This is a genomic window from Pseudomonas sp. MF6747, from assembly GCF_963890955.1.
Taxonomy (GTDB): domain Bacteria; phylum Pseudomonadota; class Gammaproteobacteria; order Pseudomonadales; family Pseudomonadaceae; genus Aquipseudomonas.
The window spans coordinates 284,250-299,199 of the sequence record NZ_CAWPSZ010000023.1 but is presented as its reverse complement, the minus strand read 5'-3'; the positions used below and the strand labels follow the sequence as shown (position 1 = coordinate 299,199).

The window sequence follows — 14,950 nt, the reverse complement described above, 5'->3', positions numbered from 1 at the left end:
CCGAACTCGGCTATCATGCGCGCGTTTTCATGACAGGTAGTGCGATAGCGCAATGCCGGTTGATTCACCAGGAGAGTTGATGAACACCCTTTTTATGCACTGCCGGCCGGGTTTTGAAGGCGAAGTCTGTTCCGAGATCGCGGAACACGCCGCGCGCCTCAACGTTTCCGGCTATGCCAAGACCAAGACCGGCAGCGCGTGTGCCGAATTTGTCTGCACCGAAGAAGACGGCGCCCAGCGCCTGATGCACGGCCAGCGCTTTGCCGAGCTGATCTTCCCAAGGCAGTGGGCGCGCGGGGTGTTCATCGACCTGCCGGAAACCGACCGTATCAGCGTGATCCTCGCGCACCTGCAAGGCTTCCCGGTGTGCGGCAGCCTGTGGCTGGAGATGGTCGACACCAACGACGGCAAGGAACTGTCGAACTTCTGCAAGAAATTCGAAGTGCACCTGCGCAAAGCCTTGCTGAATGCCGGCAAGCTGGTCGACGACCCGAGCAAGCCGCGCCTGCTGCTGACGTTCAAGAGCGGCCGCGAAGTGTTCATGGGCCTGGCCGAGTCGAACAACTCGGCGATGTGGCCGATGGGCATCCCGCGCCTCAAGTTCCCGCGTGAGGCACCTAGCCGCTCCACCCTGAAGCTGGAAGAGGCCTGGCACCACTTCATCCCCCGCGACCAGTGGGATGAGCGCCTGCACAGCGACATGACCGGCGTCGACCTCGGCGCAGCGCCTGGCGGCTGGACCTGGCAATTGGTCAACCGTGGCATGTTGGTTACGGCCATCGACAACGGCCCAATGGCCGAAAGCCTGATGGACACCGGCCTGGTTCAGCACCTGATGGCCGACGGCTTTACCTTTGTGCCCAAGCAGCCGGTGGACTGGATGGTGTGCGATATCGTCGAGAAGCCGGCGCGTAACGCGGCCCTGCTGGAAACCTGGATTGGCGAAGGCTATTGCCGTGAGGCGGTGGTGAACCTGAAGTTGCCGATGAAGCAGCGTTACGCCGAGGTGAAGCGTTTGCTGGAGCGCATTGAAGACGGCTTCAAGGCGCGTGGTATTCGTGTTGAGATCGGCTGCAAGCAGCTGTACCACGACCGTGAGGAAGTGACCTGCCACTTGCGTCGGCTGGTGGATGCGAAGAAACAGAAGTCCCGCTGACACCTTGAGGTGACCACAAGACCCATGTGGCAGCGGGCTTGCTCGCGAAAGCGGTATAACCGTCGAAATTTATGTTGAATGTGCCCGCGTCTTCGCGAGCAAGTCGAACCGCCGCTCCCACATTTGAGCGGTGCACGTTTCAGGAGTGATGTATGAACCAGCCCCTCGAATTGCCGGCAGACGCCGTGCTCGACGCCACCGGCCTCAACTGCCCGGAGCCGGTGATGATGCTGCACCAGCACATCCGCGACTTGCCGCCCGGCGGCTTGCTCAAGGTGATTGCGACCGACCCGTCCACCCGCCGCGATATTCCCAAGTTCTGCGTGTTTCTGGACCACGAACTGGTGGATCAGCAGGAACAGGCCGGTACGTACCTGTACTGGATTCGCAAGAAGGCCGATTAAACCAGGCGAATCCGCCGGCGCGCGCTGCGTGCCAGGCGGATCACCAGCATCGCGGCGGCGCAGCTCAAGCCCACGATCAATCCCTGCCACAAGCCACTGGGCCCACTGGCGGCGCCCAGCCAATCGGTCAGCCCCAGCGCGTAACCCACCGGCAACCCCACGCCCCAATACGCGAACAAGGTCAGCACCATGGTCACCCGTGTGTCCTGATAGCCCCGCAGCGCGCCGGCGGCCGTGACCTGGATCGCGTCCGAAAACTGGAACAGCGCCGCAAACACGATCAGCATCGACGCCACGTGGATCACCGAGGGATCCGGGGTGTAGATCGTGGCAATTTGCTCGCGAAACAGCAGCATCAGGCTGCACGACAGGCACGCGTAGGTCAGCGCCGTGCCCATGCCGACTCCAGCGGCGAAACGCGCCTCACGCGGCTCGCCGCGGCCCAGGGCCTGGCCGACACGCACGGTCACGGCCATGCTCAGCGAGTAAGGGATCATGAACACCAGCGAACTGAAGTTCAGCGCGATCTGGTGCCCGGCCACTACGCTGGCGCCCAGGCTGCCGATCAGCAGGGCGATCACCGCAAAGATGCTCGATTCGGCAAACACCGCGATGCCAATCGGCAGGCCGATGCTCAGCACACGCTTTATCACCGACCATTGTGGCCAGTCGAAACGCTTGAACAGCTCGCTGCTCTGATAGGCCGGTGCCCAGCGCGTCCACGCGGCCAGGCCGAGCATCATCACCCACATCACGATTGCCGTGGCCCAGCCGCAACCCACGCCGCCCATGGCCGGCACGCCGAAGTGGCCATAAATGAACACGTAGTTCAGCGGAATATTCAGCGCCAGCCCGCACAGGCCCATGACCATGCTCGGGCGCGTGCGGCCCAGGCCATCGCTGAAGCAGCGCAGCACGTAATACAGGGCGATGGCCGGCATGCCGGAGGCGATGCCGTGCAAGTAGGCCATGCACGGTTTGATCAGCTCGGGGTCGACACTCATCGCATGCAGGATCGGCTCGGCGCTGACCAGCATCAGCAGCGCGGTGAGCCCGACCACCACGGCCAGCCACAGCGATTGACGCACCAGCGGGCCGATCTCGGTGTAGTGGCCGGCGCCGAAGCGCTGGGCGACCTTGGGCGTGGTGGCCAGCAAGGTGCCGGTCATCAGCAGGTACACCGGAATCCAGATCGAGTTGCCCAGGGCCACCGCTGCCAGGTCTCGCGGGCTTACGCGCCCGGCCATCACCGCGTCGACGAAGCCCATGGCGGTGGTCGCGAGTTGGCCGATCATGATCGGCAGGGCCAGGGTCAGCAGGCTGCGCACCTCGCGGCTGACGCGGGCGGGGCGGGAGAGGGCGGTAGTGGCGGTGTTCACGTGCGAGTGTCCAGTAAAAGTATTGCAAAGGACGGCGAAGTCTACGCGCTGACGCAACGGTCAGGAAAAAACCTGTGTTAGCGATTTGTAAGCGCTCCTGCGCCAGCCGCATTAATCCTGTGTGTGCTGGCTTGTGTGGGCGCTGGCTTGCCTTCGATGCAGACGCCTCGGTCCATCAGCTGTACCGAGGTGATGCTATCGCGGGCAAGCCCGGCGCCCACATAAGCACTGCCCACCTGGGATCTGCGGTGTTACACAGATCGCATCCCTGTACACTGCTGGTCCGCGAAAGGAGCCTGCCATGCTGATTGTTGCCGACGAAAATATCCCGCTGCTCGATGCATTCTTCGAAGGGTTTGGCGAGATTCGCCGGGTGCCCGGCCGGTCCATCGACCGCGCCACGGTCGAGCAGGCCGACGTGCTGCTGGTGCGCTCGGTGACCAACGTCAATCGCGCGTTGCTGGAAGGCACGCAGGTACGGTTTGTCGGCACTTGCACCATCGGCACCGACCATCTGGACCTGGATTACTTCAAACAGGCCGGCATCACCTGGTCCAGCGCGCCGGGCTGCAATGCGCGTGGCGTGGTGGACTATGTGCTGGGCAGCCTGCAGACCCTGGCCGAAATCGAAGGCGCTGACCTCAATCAGCGCACCTACGGCGTTGTGGGTGCCGGTGAAGTCGGCGGGCGGTTGGTCAAGGTGCTCAAGGACCTGGGCTGGAACGTGCTGGTGTGTGACCCGCCGCGCCAGATCGCTGAAGACGGCGATTACGTCAGCCTCGAACAGATCATCCAGCAGTGCGACGTCATCAGCCTGCACACGCCGCTGACCAAGTCCGGCAACGGCTCCACCTGGCATTTGTTTGACCGCGAGCGCCTCAATCGCCTCAAGCCTGGCGCCTGGCTGATCAATGCCAGCCGTGGTCCGGTGGTGGATAACGCGGCCCTGCGCGAAGTGTTGCTGGCGCGCGAGGACCTGCAGGCCGTGCTGGACGTGTGGGAGGGTGAGCCGGAAGTGGACGCCGACCTGGCTGACCTGTGTGTGCTGGCCACTCCGCATATCGCCGGGTACAGCCTCGACGGCAAGCAGCGCGGCACTGCACAGATTTATCAGGCGTTCTGCGCCCATCTGGGCCAGGCGCCGAGCATCCAGCTAAGCGATCTGCTGCCGCAGCCTTGGCTGGCCGAGGTGCACTTGAACGCTTCGACCGACCCGGCCTGGGCGTTGGCGACCTTGTGCCGCAGCGTGTACGACCCGCGCCGTGATGACGCGGATTTTCGCCGTAGCCTCGTAGGCTCTGTGGACGAGCAACGCAAGGCGTTCGACCTGCTGCGCAAGCATTATCCGCAGCGCCGTGAGATTGACGGCTTGAAGGTGCGAATCAATGGCGACTCTGCCGCGCTGTCGGCGATCGTCACCGCCCTGGGCGCCGAACTGCTTTAACGCAACGCGCCGGTAAGGGGCGTGCGCATACGCAAGGCATAAAAAACCCGGCCACAGGGGCCGGGTTTGAAAGAGCTCGGGCGTATCAGCCTTGCTGCGCAGGCTTGACCAGGCGCTGTTCCAGTTCGCGGCACGCTTGCTGGATCATCTCTTCGGTAATCTGCACTTCGCGGCCTTGAGCGTCGATCACGGAGCAAGGCAGATGCTGCGGTTGGCGGATTACTTCAATCTTGGCATCGCTGCTGTTTTGCAAGGTCATGGCCTGTCTCCTCATCAGGTTGTGTACCTACTGTGTTTCTTACATTAAGCCCCCCGCGTGACCAAGCTATTACAACTCCTTACAAAGTCACCGGTTCGAACAACCAGTCCACCAGAAAGCGATACAAATTTCCAGCTGGGGGTTAGACCGATAACCTCTAGGGATCAGCATCGGCGGGCATAATTAACCTGACTCATTGTTATTTACTCAAGTTCCCCCAATGTTGTGGTGTAGATACTTATCTCCCCTGCGCAGGTGATGCCCTCCATGTTCTCAGTCCGTCAACGCCGTGCGATCCGCTTGGCCAGCCGCTTTATCGCGCCCTACCGTTGGCAGGCGCTGGGGGCCTTGCTGGCGCTGATCGTCACGGCAGGCATCACCTTGTCCATGGGGCAGGGCATTCGCCTGCTGGTCGACCAGGGTTTCATGACGCAGTCGCCGCACCTGCTCAACCAATCCATTGGCCTGTTCATGATTCTGGTGCTGGGCCTGGCCGTGGGTACATTTGCGCGGTTTTACCTGGTGTCGTGGATCGGCGAGCGGGTGGTGGCGGATATTCGCCGCCAAGTGTTCAACCATTTGATCTACCTGCACCCCGGCTTTTACGAAAACAATCGCAGCTCGGAAATCCAGTCGCGGTTGACCACCGACACCACCTTGTTGCAATCGGTGATCGGCTCCTCGCTGTCGCTGTTCCTGCGCAACGCCCTGATGGTCATCGGCGGCATCGTGCTGCTGTTTGTCACCAACCCCAAGCTCACCAGTATCGTGGTGATCGCGCTGCCGCTGGTGCTGGCGCCGATCCTGATTTTCGGCCGGCGTGTGCGTAGCCTCTCGCGCCTGAGCCAGGACCGTATCGCTGACGTCGGCAGTTATGTGTCCGAGACCCTCGGCCAGATCAAGACCGTGCAGGCCTACAACCATCAGGTCCAGGACGAGCAGCGTTTTGCCGTTACCGTGGAAGAGGCCTTTGCCACCGCGCGCAAACGGATCGTGCAACGCGCCTGGCTGATTACGCTGGTGATCATGCTGGTGCTCGGCGCCGTTGGCGTGATGCTGTGGGTTGGCGGGATGGACGTGATTGGCGGGCGCATTTCCGGCGGTGAGCTGGCCGCGTTCGTGTTTTACAGCCTGATCGTCGGCAGTGCGGTCGGCACGTTAAGCGAAGTACTTGGCGAACTGCAACGCGCCGCCGGTGCTGCCGAGCGGATTGGCGAGTTGTTGCAGTCGAGTAATGAAATCCAGGCGCCAGCCGATGGCACCGTACGGTTGCCGGAGCGCGTCAGCGGCCGCATGGAACTGCAAGACCTGCGCTTTTCCTACCCGTCGCGCCCGGACAGCTATGCCATCGATGGTTTGAGCCTGACCATTAATCCCGGCGAAACCCTGGCACTGGTCGGGCCGTCCGGCGCCGGTAAATCCACGATCTTCGACCTGCTGCTGCGTTTTTATGATCCCCAGCACGGCCGCATTCTGCTCGAAGGCCACGCGCTGACCGCGCTCGACCCGATGGACCTGCGCCGCCACTTCGCATTGGTGTCCCAAAGCCCGGCGCTGTTTTTCGGCAGCGTTGAAGAGAACATCCGCTACGGCAACCCGTCCGCCACCACCGCGCAGGTCGAGGCTGCGGCGCGCATCGCCCATGCCCACGACTTCATCCTGCAAATGCCCCAGGGTTATCAGACTCACCTTGGCGACGGCGGCATGGGCCTCTCCGGCGGCCAGCGCCAACGCCTGGCCATCGCCCGTGCGTTGTTGGTGGACGCGCCGATCCTGCTGTTGGACGAAGCCACCAGCGCACTGGATGCCCAGAGCGAGCATTTGATTCAGCAGGCATTGCCGCAACTGATGCAGGGCCGTACCACGTTGGTGATTGCGCATCGATTGGCAACGGTGAAAAACGCCGACCGCATTGCGGTGATGGACCAGGGCAAGCTGGTGGCGGTGGGCACGCATCAGCAACTGATCGCGAGCAATCCTTTGTATGCGCGGTTGGCGGCGTTGCAGTTCAATGATGGTGATGAGGTCGCGAAAAGCGAGGCATAGCCGACCTGCATTGCGCTGTTCCTGTGGTGAGCAGGCTTGTTGTGGCTAGCAGGCCGGATGTGGCGAGCGGGCTTGTCGTGGCAAGTAGGCTTGTTGTGGTGAGCGGGCTTGTTGTGGCAAGTAGGCATGTTGTGGCGAGCGGGCTTGCCCCGCGTTGGGCTGCGTAGCAGCCCCAAAACCTGACTACCCGGTTTGAGCGGTTACGCCGAGGCGCCTGGATGGGGAGCGCTTCGCACTCCAGCGCAGGGCAAGCCTGCTCGCCACAACAGGCCTGCTCTCCACACTAAGACTGCTCTGCACAACAAGCCCCGCACCAGAAAAAACCGCCACGGGCTCTTCGTCAGTCAACCTTACTGATCGTCAAAATACCGCTCATGCCAATCCACCAACGGCTGCGGTGAATTGAGCTTTTGCCCGTAGATCACCGAATAAGACAGCACGTTCTGCACGTACTGGCGGGTTTCGTCGAACGGGATGCTTTCTACCCACACATCAAAACTCAGGTGATCAGCACCGCGCAGCCATTGGCGTACACGCCCTGGGCCGGCGTTGTAGGCGGCGGAGGCAAGCACGCGGTTGCCGTTGAACTGGCTGTGCACCTGGCTCAGGTAGGCGGCGCCAAGCTGGATGTTTTTGTCCGGGTCCAGCACCTGGGCCGGGGAGGCCAGTGGGATGCTGAACTTGCGCGCGGTTTCCTTGGCGGTGCCGGGCATCAGTTGCATCAGGCCGCTGGCGCCGACGCCGGAGCGCGCATCGTCCATGAAGGCACTTTCCTGGCGGGTAATGGCAAACACCCAACTGGAGTGCAGGCCACGTACCTTGGCTTCGCGCACCAAGGTGTCACGGTGGGCCATCGGGAAGCGGATATCCAGGTCATCCCAGTACTGGGCCTGGCTGATGGTGCGGATCGCTGGGAAGTACCACTTCATGTCGTAGGCCAGCTTGGCCTGGGCGACCATTTCATCGCGATTGAAGTGGCGGCTGACGTGGTACCACTCGCGGCGGCCATCGACAATCTGGCCACGTGCATAGAACTCCAGCGCGCGGCGTACGCCGGGCGTGTTTCGGACCTTGTTGACCAGCGCCTGGCTCATCACCAGCGGCTTGTTTTTCAGCTGATACGGCGCTTTGGAGCGGTCGGCGGCAAGGAAACCGTAGAAATCCCGTTCTTGTGCAAGGTTTTTGTACAGCACCAGCGGCTGCGGGTTTTTCGGCTCGGCCAGCTCCAGGCTGCGCGCTTGCCAGTAACGCCAGCGGTTGGTGGTCGCCAGGTCTTGTGGGAGTTTGCGGGTCAACTGGTAGGCATCTTCCCAGCGTGCCAGACGCAGCAGCAGGCGCAGGCGCCATTCGGAGACGGTGTTGTCACGCAGCTCGGGGTCGTATTTGGTCATCACGTCCAGCGCGCGCGGGTCGTAGCGGCGTGCCAGGGTCAAGCCGATTTCGCGGGCGATCGACACTTTTTCGTCACGCGAGAAGTGCATGCTGCTGGCGTAGCCGTCGAGCAGCGCCATGGCCTTGTCCGGGTCCTGGCGTGCCAGGCGGCGCAGGCCCAGGCCGACGGCGTCAGACATCGCCTCGTTGGCCGGCAGGAAGCGCGACGGGTCGCTGAGCATGTCCGGCTTTTGCGCCACGTCGACCATCAGGCGGCCTTGGGCGCCGAGGGTCGGCAGGGTTTTCACCAGGCTGTTGGCCAGCGCGTAGTTGCGTGCTTCGGCGGCGAGCTTGGCGCGGTCCCAGATTTTCTGTTCAGTGAGTTGGCCATCGGCGGCCCACTGGCCGAACGTGACATCACACGCGGCGGGTTGGGATTTGCCGGTCAGCCAGAGTTTTTCGGTGGTCTTGTAGCCTTCGGCTTTCAAGTTATGGGTGAGCTGGTACTGACCATGCAGGCAGTCCAGTTCGACGAAATTGAGTTTGGCGTCGTAGTACTTTTCAAACGTCTGCCATTCGCCACGGTCGGCCAGCCAGCGCAACCAGCGCAGCTTCATCCAGTTGGCCTGGGGCAGGTCACCGTTTTTAGCGAGGAACTGTTCGATTTCCTCGTTGCTCGCGGTTTTCAGGCGCGCGGTCAGCTCGTCATAGGCCAGGTACGGCGTGAGCGGGTAGTCGGCCAGGGCCTGGCTGTATTGCATGTACGGCCCGCTGTCGCCTTTGGCGAGGGCGCGTTTGGCTTCATCGTAATATTGACGTTGGGTGGTGAGGTCCACGGCCTGGGCGGATTGAACGGCGGTGGCGGAAAGAAGCAGACAAGATAAAAAGTTGAAAAGGCGACTGCGCATGAGACGTCCGTGCAGAGAAATCACGACTAGCACCGGCACCGCCGACACTGATTGCCCCTAGCTTAGCCTTTTGCCAGCGACCGGCGAAAGCTTTGCCGGCCGGCTGGCTGAAGTTCATCGTAAATGTCCTGCAGAACGTGTCGACAGCGAAAATGCCGACCGCATCCCACCTTCAAGTCAGGTAGAATGCGCGCCCAGTTTTTGGAGAAGCGTATGACCCTGCTCAAATTCAGCGATGTGTCCCTTGCTTTCGGCGCTATGCCGTTGTTGGACAAGGTGTCCTGGCAGATCGCCCGTGGTGAGCGGGTGTGCATCATCGGCCGCAACGGCACCGGCAAGTCCAGCATGATGAAGCTGGTTAAAGGCGATCAGAAGCCCGATGACGGCTCTGTTTGGCGTGCGCCGGGCCTGAAGATCGGCGAATTGCCGCAAGAGTTGCCGGTGGCAGACGGACGGACAGTGTTCGACGTGGTTGCCGAAGGCCTGGACGGCGTTGGCGAGTTGCTCGCGCAATACCATCACCTGGCGCAGAACTGCGTCACCGAAGAGGACCTGGACAAGCTGATGCACGTCCAGCAAGACCTCGAAGCCCGTGACGGCTGGCGCTTGCAGCAACTGGTCGACAGTACCCTGAGCCGCCTGCAGCTGCCGGCCGACAAGACCCTTGCCGAGTTGTCCGGCGGCTGGCGTCGTCGCGTGCTGCTGGCCCAGGCGCTGGTGTCCGAGCCGGATTTGTTGCTGCTCGACGAACCCACCAACCACTTGGATATCGGCGCAATCGCCTGGCTGGAAGAAGCCCTCAAGGATTTCCAGGGCGCCGTGCTGTTCATCACGCACGACCGTTCTTTCCTGCAGAATCTGGCCACGCGCATCCTCGAACTGGACCGTGGCGGCCTGATCGACTGGAACGGCGACTACGCCAGCTTCCTGGTGCACAAAGAGGCCACGCTGGCCGCTGAAGAAACCGCCAACGCGCTGTTCGACAAAAAGCTGGCCCAGGAAGAAGTCTGGATCCGCCAGGGCATCAAGGCCCGTCGCACCCGTAACGAAGGTCGCGTACGCGCCTTGAAAGCCCTGCGTGTTGAGCGCAGCGAGCGCCGTGAACGCACCGGCAAGGCCAATATCCAGCTGGATACCGCCGACAAGTCGGGCAAGCAGGTGATGGTGCTGGAGAACGTCAGCTTCCATCACCCGGACGGCCCGTTCCTGATCAAGGACTTCTCGATGGTGCTGCAGCGCGGCGACCGTATCGGCCTGCTGGGCGCCAACGGCACCGGCAAAACCACCTTGCTCAAGCTGATGCTCAATGGTCTGCAACCGACCAGCGGCACGGTGGAAGAAGGTACGCGCATCGACGTGGCCTACTTCGACCAGTTGCGCCATCAGTTGGACCTGGAAAAAACCGTGATCGACAACGTCGCCGAAGGCCGCGACTTTATCGACATCGACGGCCAGAGCCGCCACGTGCTGAGCTACCTGGGCGACTTCCTGTTCAGCCCGCAACGCGCACGTACGCCGGTGAAAGCCTTGTCCGGTGGTGAGCGTGCGCGCCAGCTGCTGGCCAAGCTGTTCAGCAAGCCGGCCAATCTGCTGGTGCTCGACGAACCGACCAACGACCTCGACGTGGAAACCCTTGAACTGCTGGAGGAGGTCTTGCTGACCTTCAACGGCACCGTGCTGATGGTCAGCCACGACCGGGCATTCCTCGACAACGTGGTCACCAGCACCCTGGTCTTCGAAGGCGAAGGCAAGGTGCGTGAATACGTCGGTGGTTATCAGGACTGGCTGCGTCAAGGCGGCTCGCCGCGCCTGCTGGGCGTGACCGAGAGCAAGTCCGGCAAGGCCGACCTGACCTCCGCCGTCGTTGCGCCAGTGGCTGGCGCTGCTGCTCCGGCCCAGGACGCTGCACCGTCGACCAAGAAAAAGCTCAGCTACAAGCTGCAACGTGAGCTGGAAGCCTTGCCGGGGGATATCGACGCCAAGGAACAGCAGATTGCCGCAGTAGAAGCAGAAATGGCGGACGCAGGTTTCTACCTGCGTCCGGCGGCGGAAACGGCCAAGGTCATTGCTTCCCTGGAAACGTTGAACCAGGAGCTGGAAGTGTTGGTTGAGCGTTGGGCCGAGCTGGATGCCTGATTGATTCAAGCGCACTAAAAAAGCCCGGCGCCCATTTGTATGAACGCCGGGCTTTTTATATGGAGTGCGATTAGAAATGTGGGAGCGGGCTTGCTCGCGAAATCGGTACATCAGTCGCCGGATGCGTCAACTGACAGAATGCTTTCGCGAGCAAGCCCGCTCCCACAGTTGGTTAGCGCCGTGCTTACGTATTTTTTACCAGTTTTACTGCCAGCACATCGCACGGCGCGCCGTGCAGTACGTCATTGGCAGTCGAGCCCAGCAGCAGCGCCAGGCCATGACGGCCGTGGCTGCCGACCACGATCAGGTCACAGCCCTGTTCCTTGGCCAGGTGGTGGATTTCCTGACGAGGCTGGCCGTAGGTGAGGTGGGAATTTTCCTTGGTTACTTCCGGGTACTTGAGGATCAACCGGTCCAGGCGCTCTTTGGCCTGGTCAAATTGTTGTTGCTGCAACTGGGAAAGGTCCATGGGCACGTCGCCACCAAACGCCATGGCCATAGGCTCGACGATATGCACGAGTGACAGCTTGGCGCCGTTGGCGATTGCTGAAGCCTGCGCGCGCTTGATCACTGGGTCGCACTCTTCGGTCAGATCGACAGCGACCAGGATATGTTTGTAGGAGTGTTCGTTGGGCATGGCGCGTTCCTCCAGGGGACTGCAATAAGTTCAGTATGGCTGCTTTCAAGCGGATGGGGTGGCGTCAGGTCAAATCCGCTCATCTAGAAATTCGGGAGTACACATATGACGGTCTGGATAGTGGTGTCAATCCTTCTCGTGGTGCTGAGCCCTCTGGCCTGGTTGCGTCCCTCGCGCCATCAGAGCGGGCGCATGGCCCTGCGCATGGAGGCGCGCCGCATTGGCCTGGCCATGCAATTGGCGCCGCAGGACTGGCCGTACTGGCTTAAACATGAGCCGCCAAGCCCTTGCGCGCAGTACTGCCGACCGCGCCGCGCAAGTGCGCCCGCCCTTTGGTGTTACTGGCAGCTGGAGCCCGGGGTTTGGGTCAATCAGTGGCGCGAAGTGTGCGTCGATGAAACGTTGTTGGCACATTTTGCGACCCTGCCGGATAGCGTCTACAAGGTCGAGGCGGACAAACAAATGATCGCCCTGTACTGGGGCGAGAAGGGCGAGGCGAGCGTGTTGAAGGATATTGATGCGTTGCTCAAGGCCCTGGCTTGATGCCTGCCGAATAAAACCCAGGCAATAAAAAGCCCGACATCATCATCGGGCTGGAGTTGGCCAGGCAGGCCGGTAAATCGGTAATGCATGCGTCGGATGTTCATCCAGGCGCATTAAGGTTGTCGCTAGCCTAGCGGCATATCCTGTTCTGTACAGCCTTTTCCCACATAATTTCCGTTATTGATTTCGTGAATAGTCGAATATTGGCGCGGCGTAAGCCGTGGGCCTGGTTTCTGAACTGACTGGAAAGTCGCGTTTTTCCTAGCCTTTCGAGCGATTGACAATTGCCCGGAATTGGATGAAGGTGATGTACCCAAATCAAACGGGCGTATGAATTGAGCGTTTGTCTGTCAGACCGCTCATACAGAACCCCGACTAGCGCGTTGGCGGGTGTGCCTGGCGGATTGGCATGAGCATTGACCCAATAATCAATGTCCAACCAGAGGCCAGCGTCCAATGTGTACTGTTCAGCTTCCATATCGTGGAGATCAGTTGATGATTTACGAAGGTAAAGCCATCACGGTTAAGGCTCTTGAAAGTGGCATCGTCGAATTGAAATTCGACCTCAAGGGTGAGTCCGTCAACAAGTTCAACCGTCTAACCCTGAACGAACTGCGTCAGGCCGTAGACACCATCAAAGCAGATGCTTCGGTCAAGGGCGTGATCGTCTCCAGCGGCAAGGACGTGTTTATCGTCGGCGCTGACATCACCGAATTCGTCGACAACTTCAAGCTGCCCGATGCCGAGCTGGTGGCTGGCAACCTCGAAGCCAACAAGATTTTCAGCGATTTCGAAGACCTCAACGTGCCAACCGTCGCCGCGATCAATGGCATCGCGTTGGGCGGCGGTCTGGAAATGTGCCTGGCCGCAGACTTCCGTGTCATGTCGGCCACCGCCAAAATCGGCCTGCCTGAAGTCAAACTGGGCATCTACCCAGGTTTTGGCGGCACCGTGCGCCTGCCGCGCATCATCGGTGCCGACAACGCCATCGAGTGGATTGCCGCCGGCAAGGAAAACAAAGCAGAAGACGCGCTGAAAGTCGGTGCCGTCGATGCTGTGGTTGCCCCGGACAAACTCGCCGAAGCTGCACTGAACCTGATCAAAGGCGCCATCAGCGGCGAATTTGACTACAAGGCCAAGCGTCAGCCGAAGCTTGAAAAACTCAAGCTCAACGCCATCGAACAAATGATGTCGTTCGAAACCGCCAAAGGTTTCGTGGCAGGCCAGGCCGGCCCGAACTACCCGGCGCCCGTTGAAGCGATCAAGACCATCCAGAAGGCCGCGAACTTCGGTCGCGACAAAGCCCTGGAAGTGGAAGCTGCAGGTTTCGTCAAACTGGCGAAAACCTCGGCAGCCCAGAGCCTGATCGGTCTGTTCCTGAACGATCAGGAACTGAAGAAAAAGGCCAAGGCCTACGACGAAATCGCCAAAGACGTGAAACAGGCTGCCGTACTCGGCGCCGGTATCATGGGCGGCGGTATCGCTTATCAGTCGGCCTCCAAAGGCACGCCGATCCTGATGAAAGACATCAACGAACACGGCATTGAGCAAGGCCTGGCGGAAGCCGCCAAGCTGCTGGTCGGCCGCGTTGATAAAGGTCGCATGACCGCAGCGAAGATGGCTGAAGTGCTTAACGGCATTCGTCCTACGCTGTCCTACGGCGATTTCGGCCACGTCGACCTGGTGGTCGAAGCGGTTGTCGAGAACCCGAAGGTCAAGCAAGCCGTACTGGCGGAAGTGGAAGCTCAGGTTAAAGAAGACACCATTCTGGCCTCGAACACTTCGACCATTTCCATCAGCTTGCTGGCCAAGGCCCTCAAGCGTCCGGAAAACTTCGTCGGCATGCACTTCTTCAACCCGGTGCACATGATGCCGCTGGTGGAAGTGATCCGTGGCGAGAAGTCCAGCGAGCTGGCGATTGCCACCACCGTTGCCTACGCCAAGAAAATGGGCAAGAACCCGATCGTCGTTAACGACTGCCCGGGCTTTTTGGTCAACCGCGTGCTGTTCCCGTACTTCGGCGGTTTCGCCAAGCTGGTCAGCGCCGGTGTGGACTTTGTGCGTATCGACAAGGTCATGGAAAAGTTCGGCTGGCCAATGGGCCCGGCGTACCTGATGGACGTGGTCGGCATCGACACCGGCCACCACGGTCGTGACGTCATGGCTGAAGGCTTCCCGGACCGCATGAAAGACGACCGCCGTTCGGCGATCGACGCACTCTACGAAGCCAAGCGTCTGGGCCAGAAGAACGGCAAGGGCTTCTACGCCTACGAGGCCGACAAGAAGGGCAAGCAGAAGAAAGTGGCCGACCCTTCGGTTCACGAAGTACTCGCGCCGGTCATCTACGAGCAGCGTGAGGTGTCCGATGAGGACATCATCAACTGGATGATGATCGCCCTGTGCCTGGAAACCGTACGTTGCCTGGAAGACGGCATCGTTGAAACCGCCGCCGAAGCCGATATGGGCCTGGTGTACGGTATTGGTTTCCCTCCATTCCGTGGTGGTGCGCTGCGTTACATCGATTCGATCGGTGTGGCCGAGTTCGTTGCCCTGGCTGACAAATACGCTGATCTGGGCCCGCTGTACCACCCGACCGCGAAGCTGCGTGAAATGGCCAAAAATGGCCAGAGCTTCTTCGGTTAAGCGCCCAGACGAATAGAGCGAGAA

11 protein-coding genes are annotated in these 14,950 nt (G+C 60.9%); 7 read left to right on the top strand and 4 right to left on the bottom strand.

All coding sequences use genetic code 11. The features are described from left to right. The first annotated feature begins 79 nt into the window (after window positions 1-79). Together rlmM and tusA are read left to right on the top strand one after the other, a co-directional pair. A complete protein-coding gene (gene rlmM / locus AACW30_RS20285) occupies window positions 80-1,156 on the top strand; it encodes a 23S rRNA (cytidine(2498)-2'-O)-methyltransferase RlmM (protein ID WP_124416709.1) in 1,077 nt (358 codons plus the stop codon). Window positions 1,157-1,308: 152 nt separating this feature from the next. Beyond that, window positions 1,309-1,560, top strand: a complete 252-nt coding sequence (gene tusA, locus AACW30_RS20280) for a sulfurtransferase TusA (RefSeq protein WP_119739175.1) — start codon at window positions 1,309-1,311, stop codon at window positions 1,558-1,560. On the opposite strand, the gene AACW30_RS20275 is transcribed toward tusA, so the two are convergent. Next, on the bottom strand, window positions 1,557-2,939 hold the full coding sequence (locus AACW30_RS20275; protein WP_200623221.1) for an MATE family efflux transporter: 1,383 nt from the start codon (window positions 2,937-2,939) through the stop codon (window positions 1,557-1,559). The two genes, tusA and AACW30_RS20275, sit on opposite strands and share 4 nt — an antisense overlap. 301 nt (window positions 2,940-3,240) lie before the next feature. On the opposite strand from AACW30_RS20275, the gene pdxB reads away from it, so the two are divergent. After that, window positions 3,241-4,383 (top strand): 4-phosphoerythronate dehydrogenase PdxB, encoded by a 1,143-nt coding sequence (gene pdxB, locus AACW30_RS20270; protein WP_200623220.1) that lies wholly within the window; start codon window positions 3,241-3,243, stop codon window positions 4,381-4,383. A gap of 85 nt (window positions 4,384-4,468) precedes the next feature. On the opposite strand, the gene AACW30_RS20265 is transcribed toward pdxB, so the two are convergent. Next, complete coding sequence (locus tag AACW30_RS20265) at window positions 4,469-4,642, bottom strand: PA1571 family protein (protein ID WP_027604248.1); 174 nt, start codon at window positions 4,640-4,642, stop codon at window positions 4,469-4,471. 258 nt (window positions 4,643-4,900) lie between these two features. On the opposite strand from AACW30_RS20265, the gene AACW30_RS20260 reads away from it, so the two are divergent. Continuing rightward, window positions 4,901-6,688: an ABC transporter transmembrane domain-containing protein gene (locus AACW30_RS20260; RefSeq protein ID WP_169368494.1), complete on the top strand. Its 1,788-nt coding sequence runs from the start codon at window positions 4,901-4,903 to the stop codon at window positions 6,686-6,688. Between the two features lie 350 nt (window positions 6,689-7,038). On the opposite strand, the gene AACW30_RS20255 is transcribed toward AACW30_RS20260, so the two are convergent. Beyond that, the gene (locus tag AACW30_RS20255; protein ID WP_200623218.1) at window positions 7,039-8,967 is read right to left on the bottom strand and encodes a transglycosylase SLT domain-containing protein; all 1,929 of its coding nucleotides are present in this window, start codon (window positions 8,965-8,967) and stop codon (window positions 7,039-7,041) included. Between the two features lie 213 nt (window positions 8,968-9,180). On the opposite strand from AACW30_RS20255, the gene AACW30_RS20250 reads away from it, so the two are divergent. Further along, on the top strand, window positions 9,181-11,103 hold the full coding sequence (locus tag AACW30_RS20250) for an ATP-binding cassette domain-containing protein (protein ID WP_200623215.1): 1,923 nt from the start codon (window positions 9,181-9,183) through the stop codon (window positions 11,101-11,103). A 184-nt stretch (window positions 11,104-11,287) separates the two neighbouring features. Here AACW30_RS20250 and AACW30_RS20245 read toward each other — a convergent pair whose 3' ends face one another. Continuing rightward, entirely contained in the window at window positions 11,288-11,740 is a 453-nt protein-coding gene (locus AACW30_RS20245) for a universal stress protein (protein ID WP_106576939.1), read from the bottom strand. 105 nt (window positions 11,741-11,845) lie between these two features. On the opposite strand from AACW30_RS20245, the gene AACW30_RS20240 reads away from it, so the two are divergent. Beyond that, window positions 11,846-12,283, top strand: a complete 438-nt coding sequence (locus AACW30_RS20240; protein WP_200623212.1) for a hypothetical protein — start codon at window positions 11,846-11,848, stop codon at window positions 12,281-12,283. 495 nt (window positions 12,284-12,778) lie between these two features. Continuing rightward, window positions 12,779-14,926: a fatty acid oxidation complex subunit alpha FadB gene (gene fadB, locus AACW30_RS20235; RefSeq protein ID WP_124416715.1), complete on the top strand. Its 2,148-nt coding sequence runs from the start codon at window positions 12,779-12,781 to the stop codon at window positions 14,924-14,926. Window positions 14,927-14,950: the final 24 nt, after the last annotated feature.

Coding starts and splice junctions, on each gene's coding strand:
- rlmM (WP_124416709.1), top strand. CDS start 80: ATGAACACCCTTTTTATGCACTGCCGGCCGGGTTTTGAAGGCGAAGTC.
- tusA (WP_119739175.1), top strand. CDS start 1,309: ATGAACCAGCCCCTCGAATTGCCGGCAGACGCCGTGCTCGACGCCACC.
- pdxB (WP_200623220.1), top strand. CDS start 3,241: ATGCTGATTGTTGCCGACGAAAATATCCCGCTGCTCGATGCATTCTTC.
- AACW30_RS20265 (WP_027604248.1), bottom strand. CDS start 4,642: ATGACCTTGCAAAACAGCAGCGATGCCAAGATTGAAGTAATCCGCCAA.
- AACW30_RS20260 (WP_169368494.1), top strand. CDS start 4,901: ATGCCCTCCATGTTCTCAGTCCGTCAACGCCGTGCGATCCGCTTGGCC.
- AACW30_RS20255 (WP_200623218.1), bottom strand. CDS start 8,967: ATGCGCAGTCGCCTTTTCAACTTTTTATCTTGTCTGCTTCTTTCCGCC.
- AACW30_RS20250 (WP_200623215.1), top strand. CDS start 9,181: ATGACCCTGCTCAAATTCAGCGATGTGTCCCTTGCTTTCGGCGCTATG.
- AACW30_RS20245 (WP_106576939.1), bottom strand. CDS start 11,740: ATGCCCAACGAACACTCCTACAAACATATCCTGGTCGCTGTCGATCTG.
- AACW30_RS20240 (WP_200623212.1), top strand. CDS start 11,846: ATGACGGTCTGGATAGTGGTGTCAATCCTTCTCGTGGTGCTGAGCCCT.
- fadB (WP_124416715.1), top strand. CDS start 12,779: ATGATTTACGAAGGTAAAGCCATCACGGTTAAGGCTCTTGAAAGTGGC.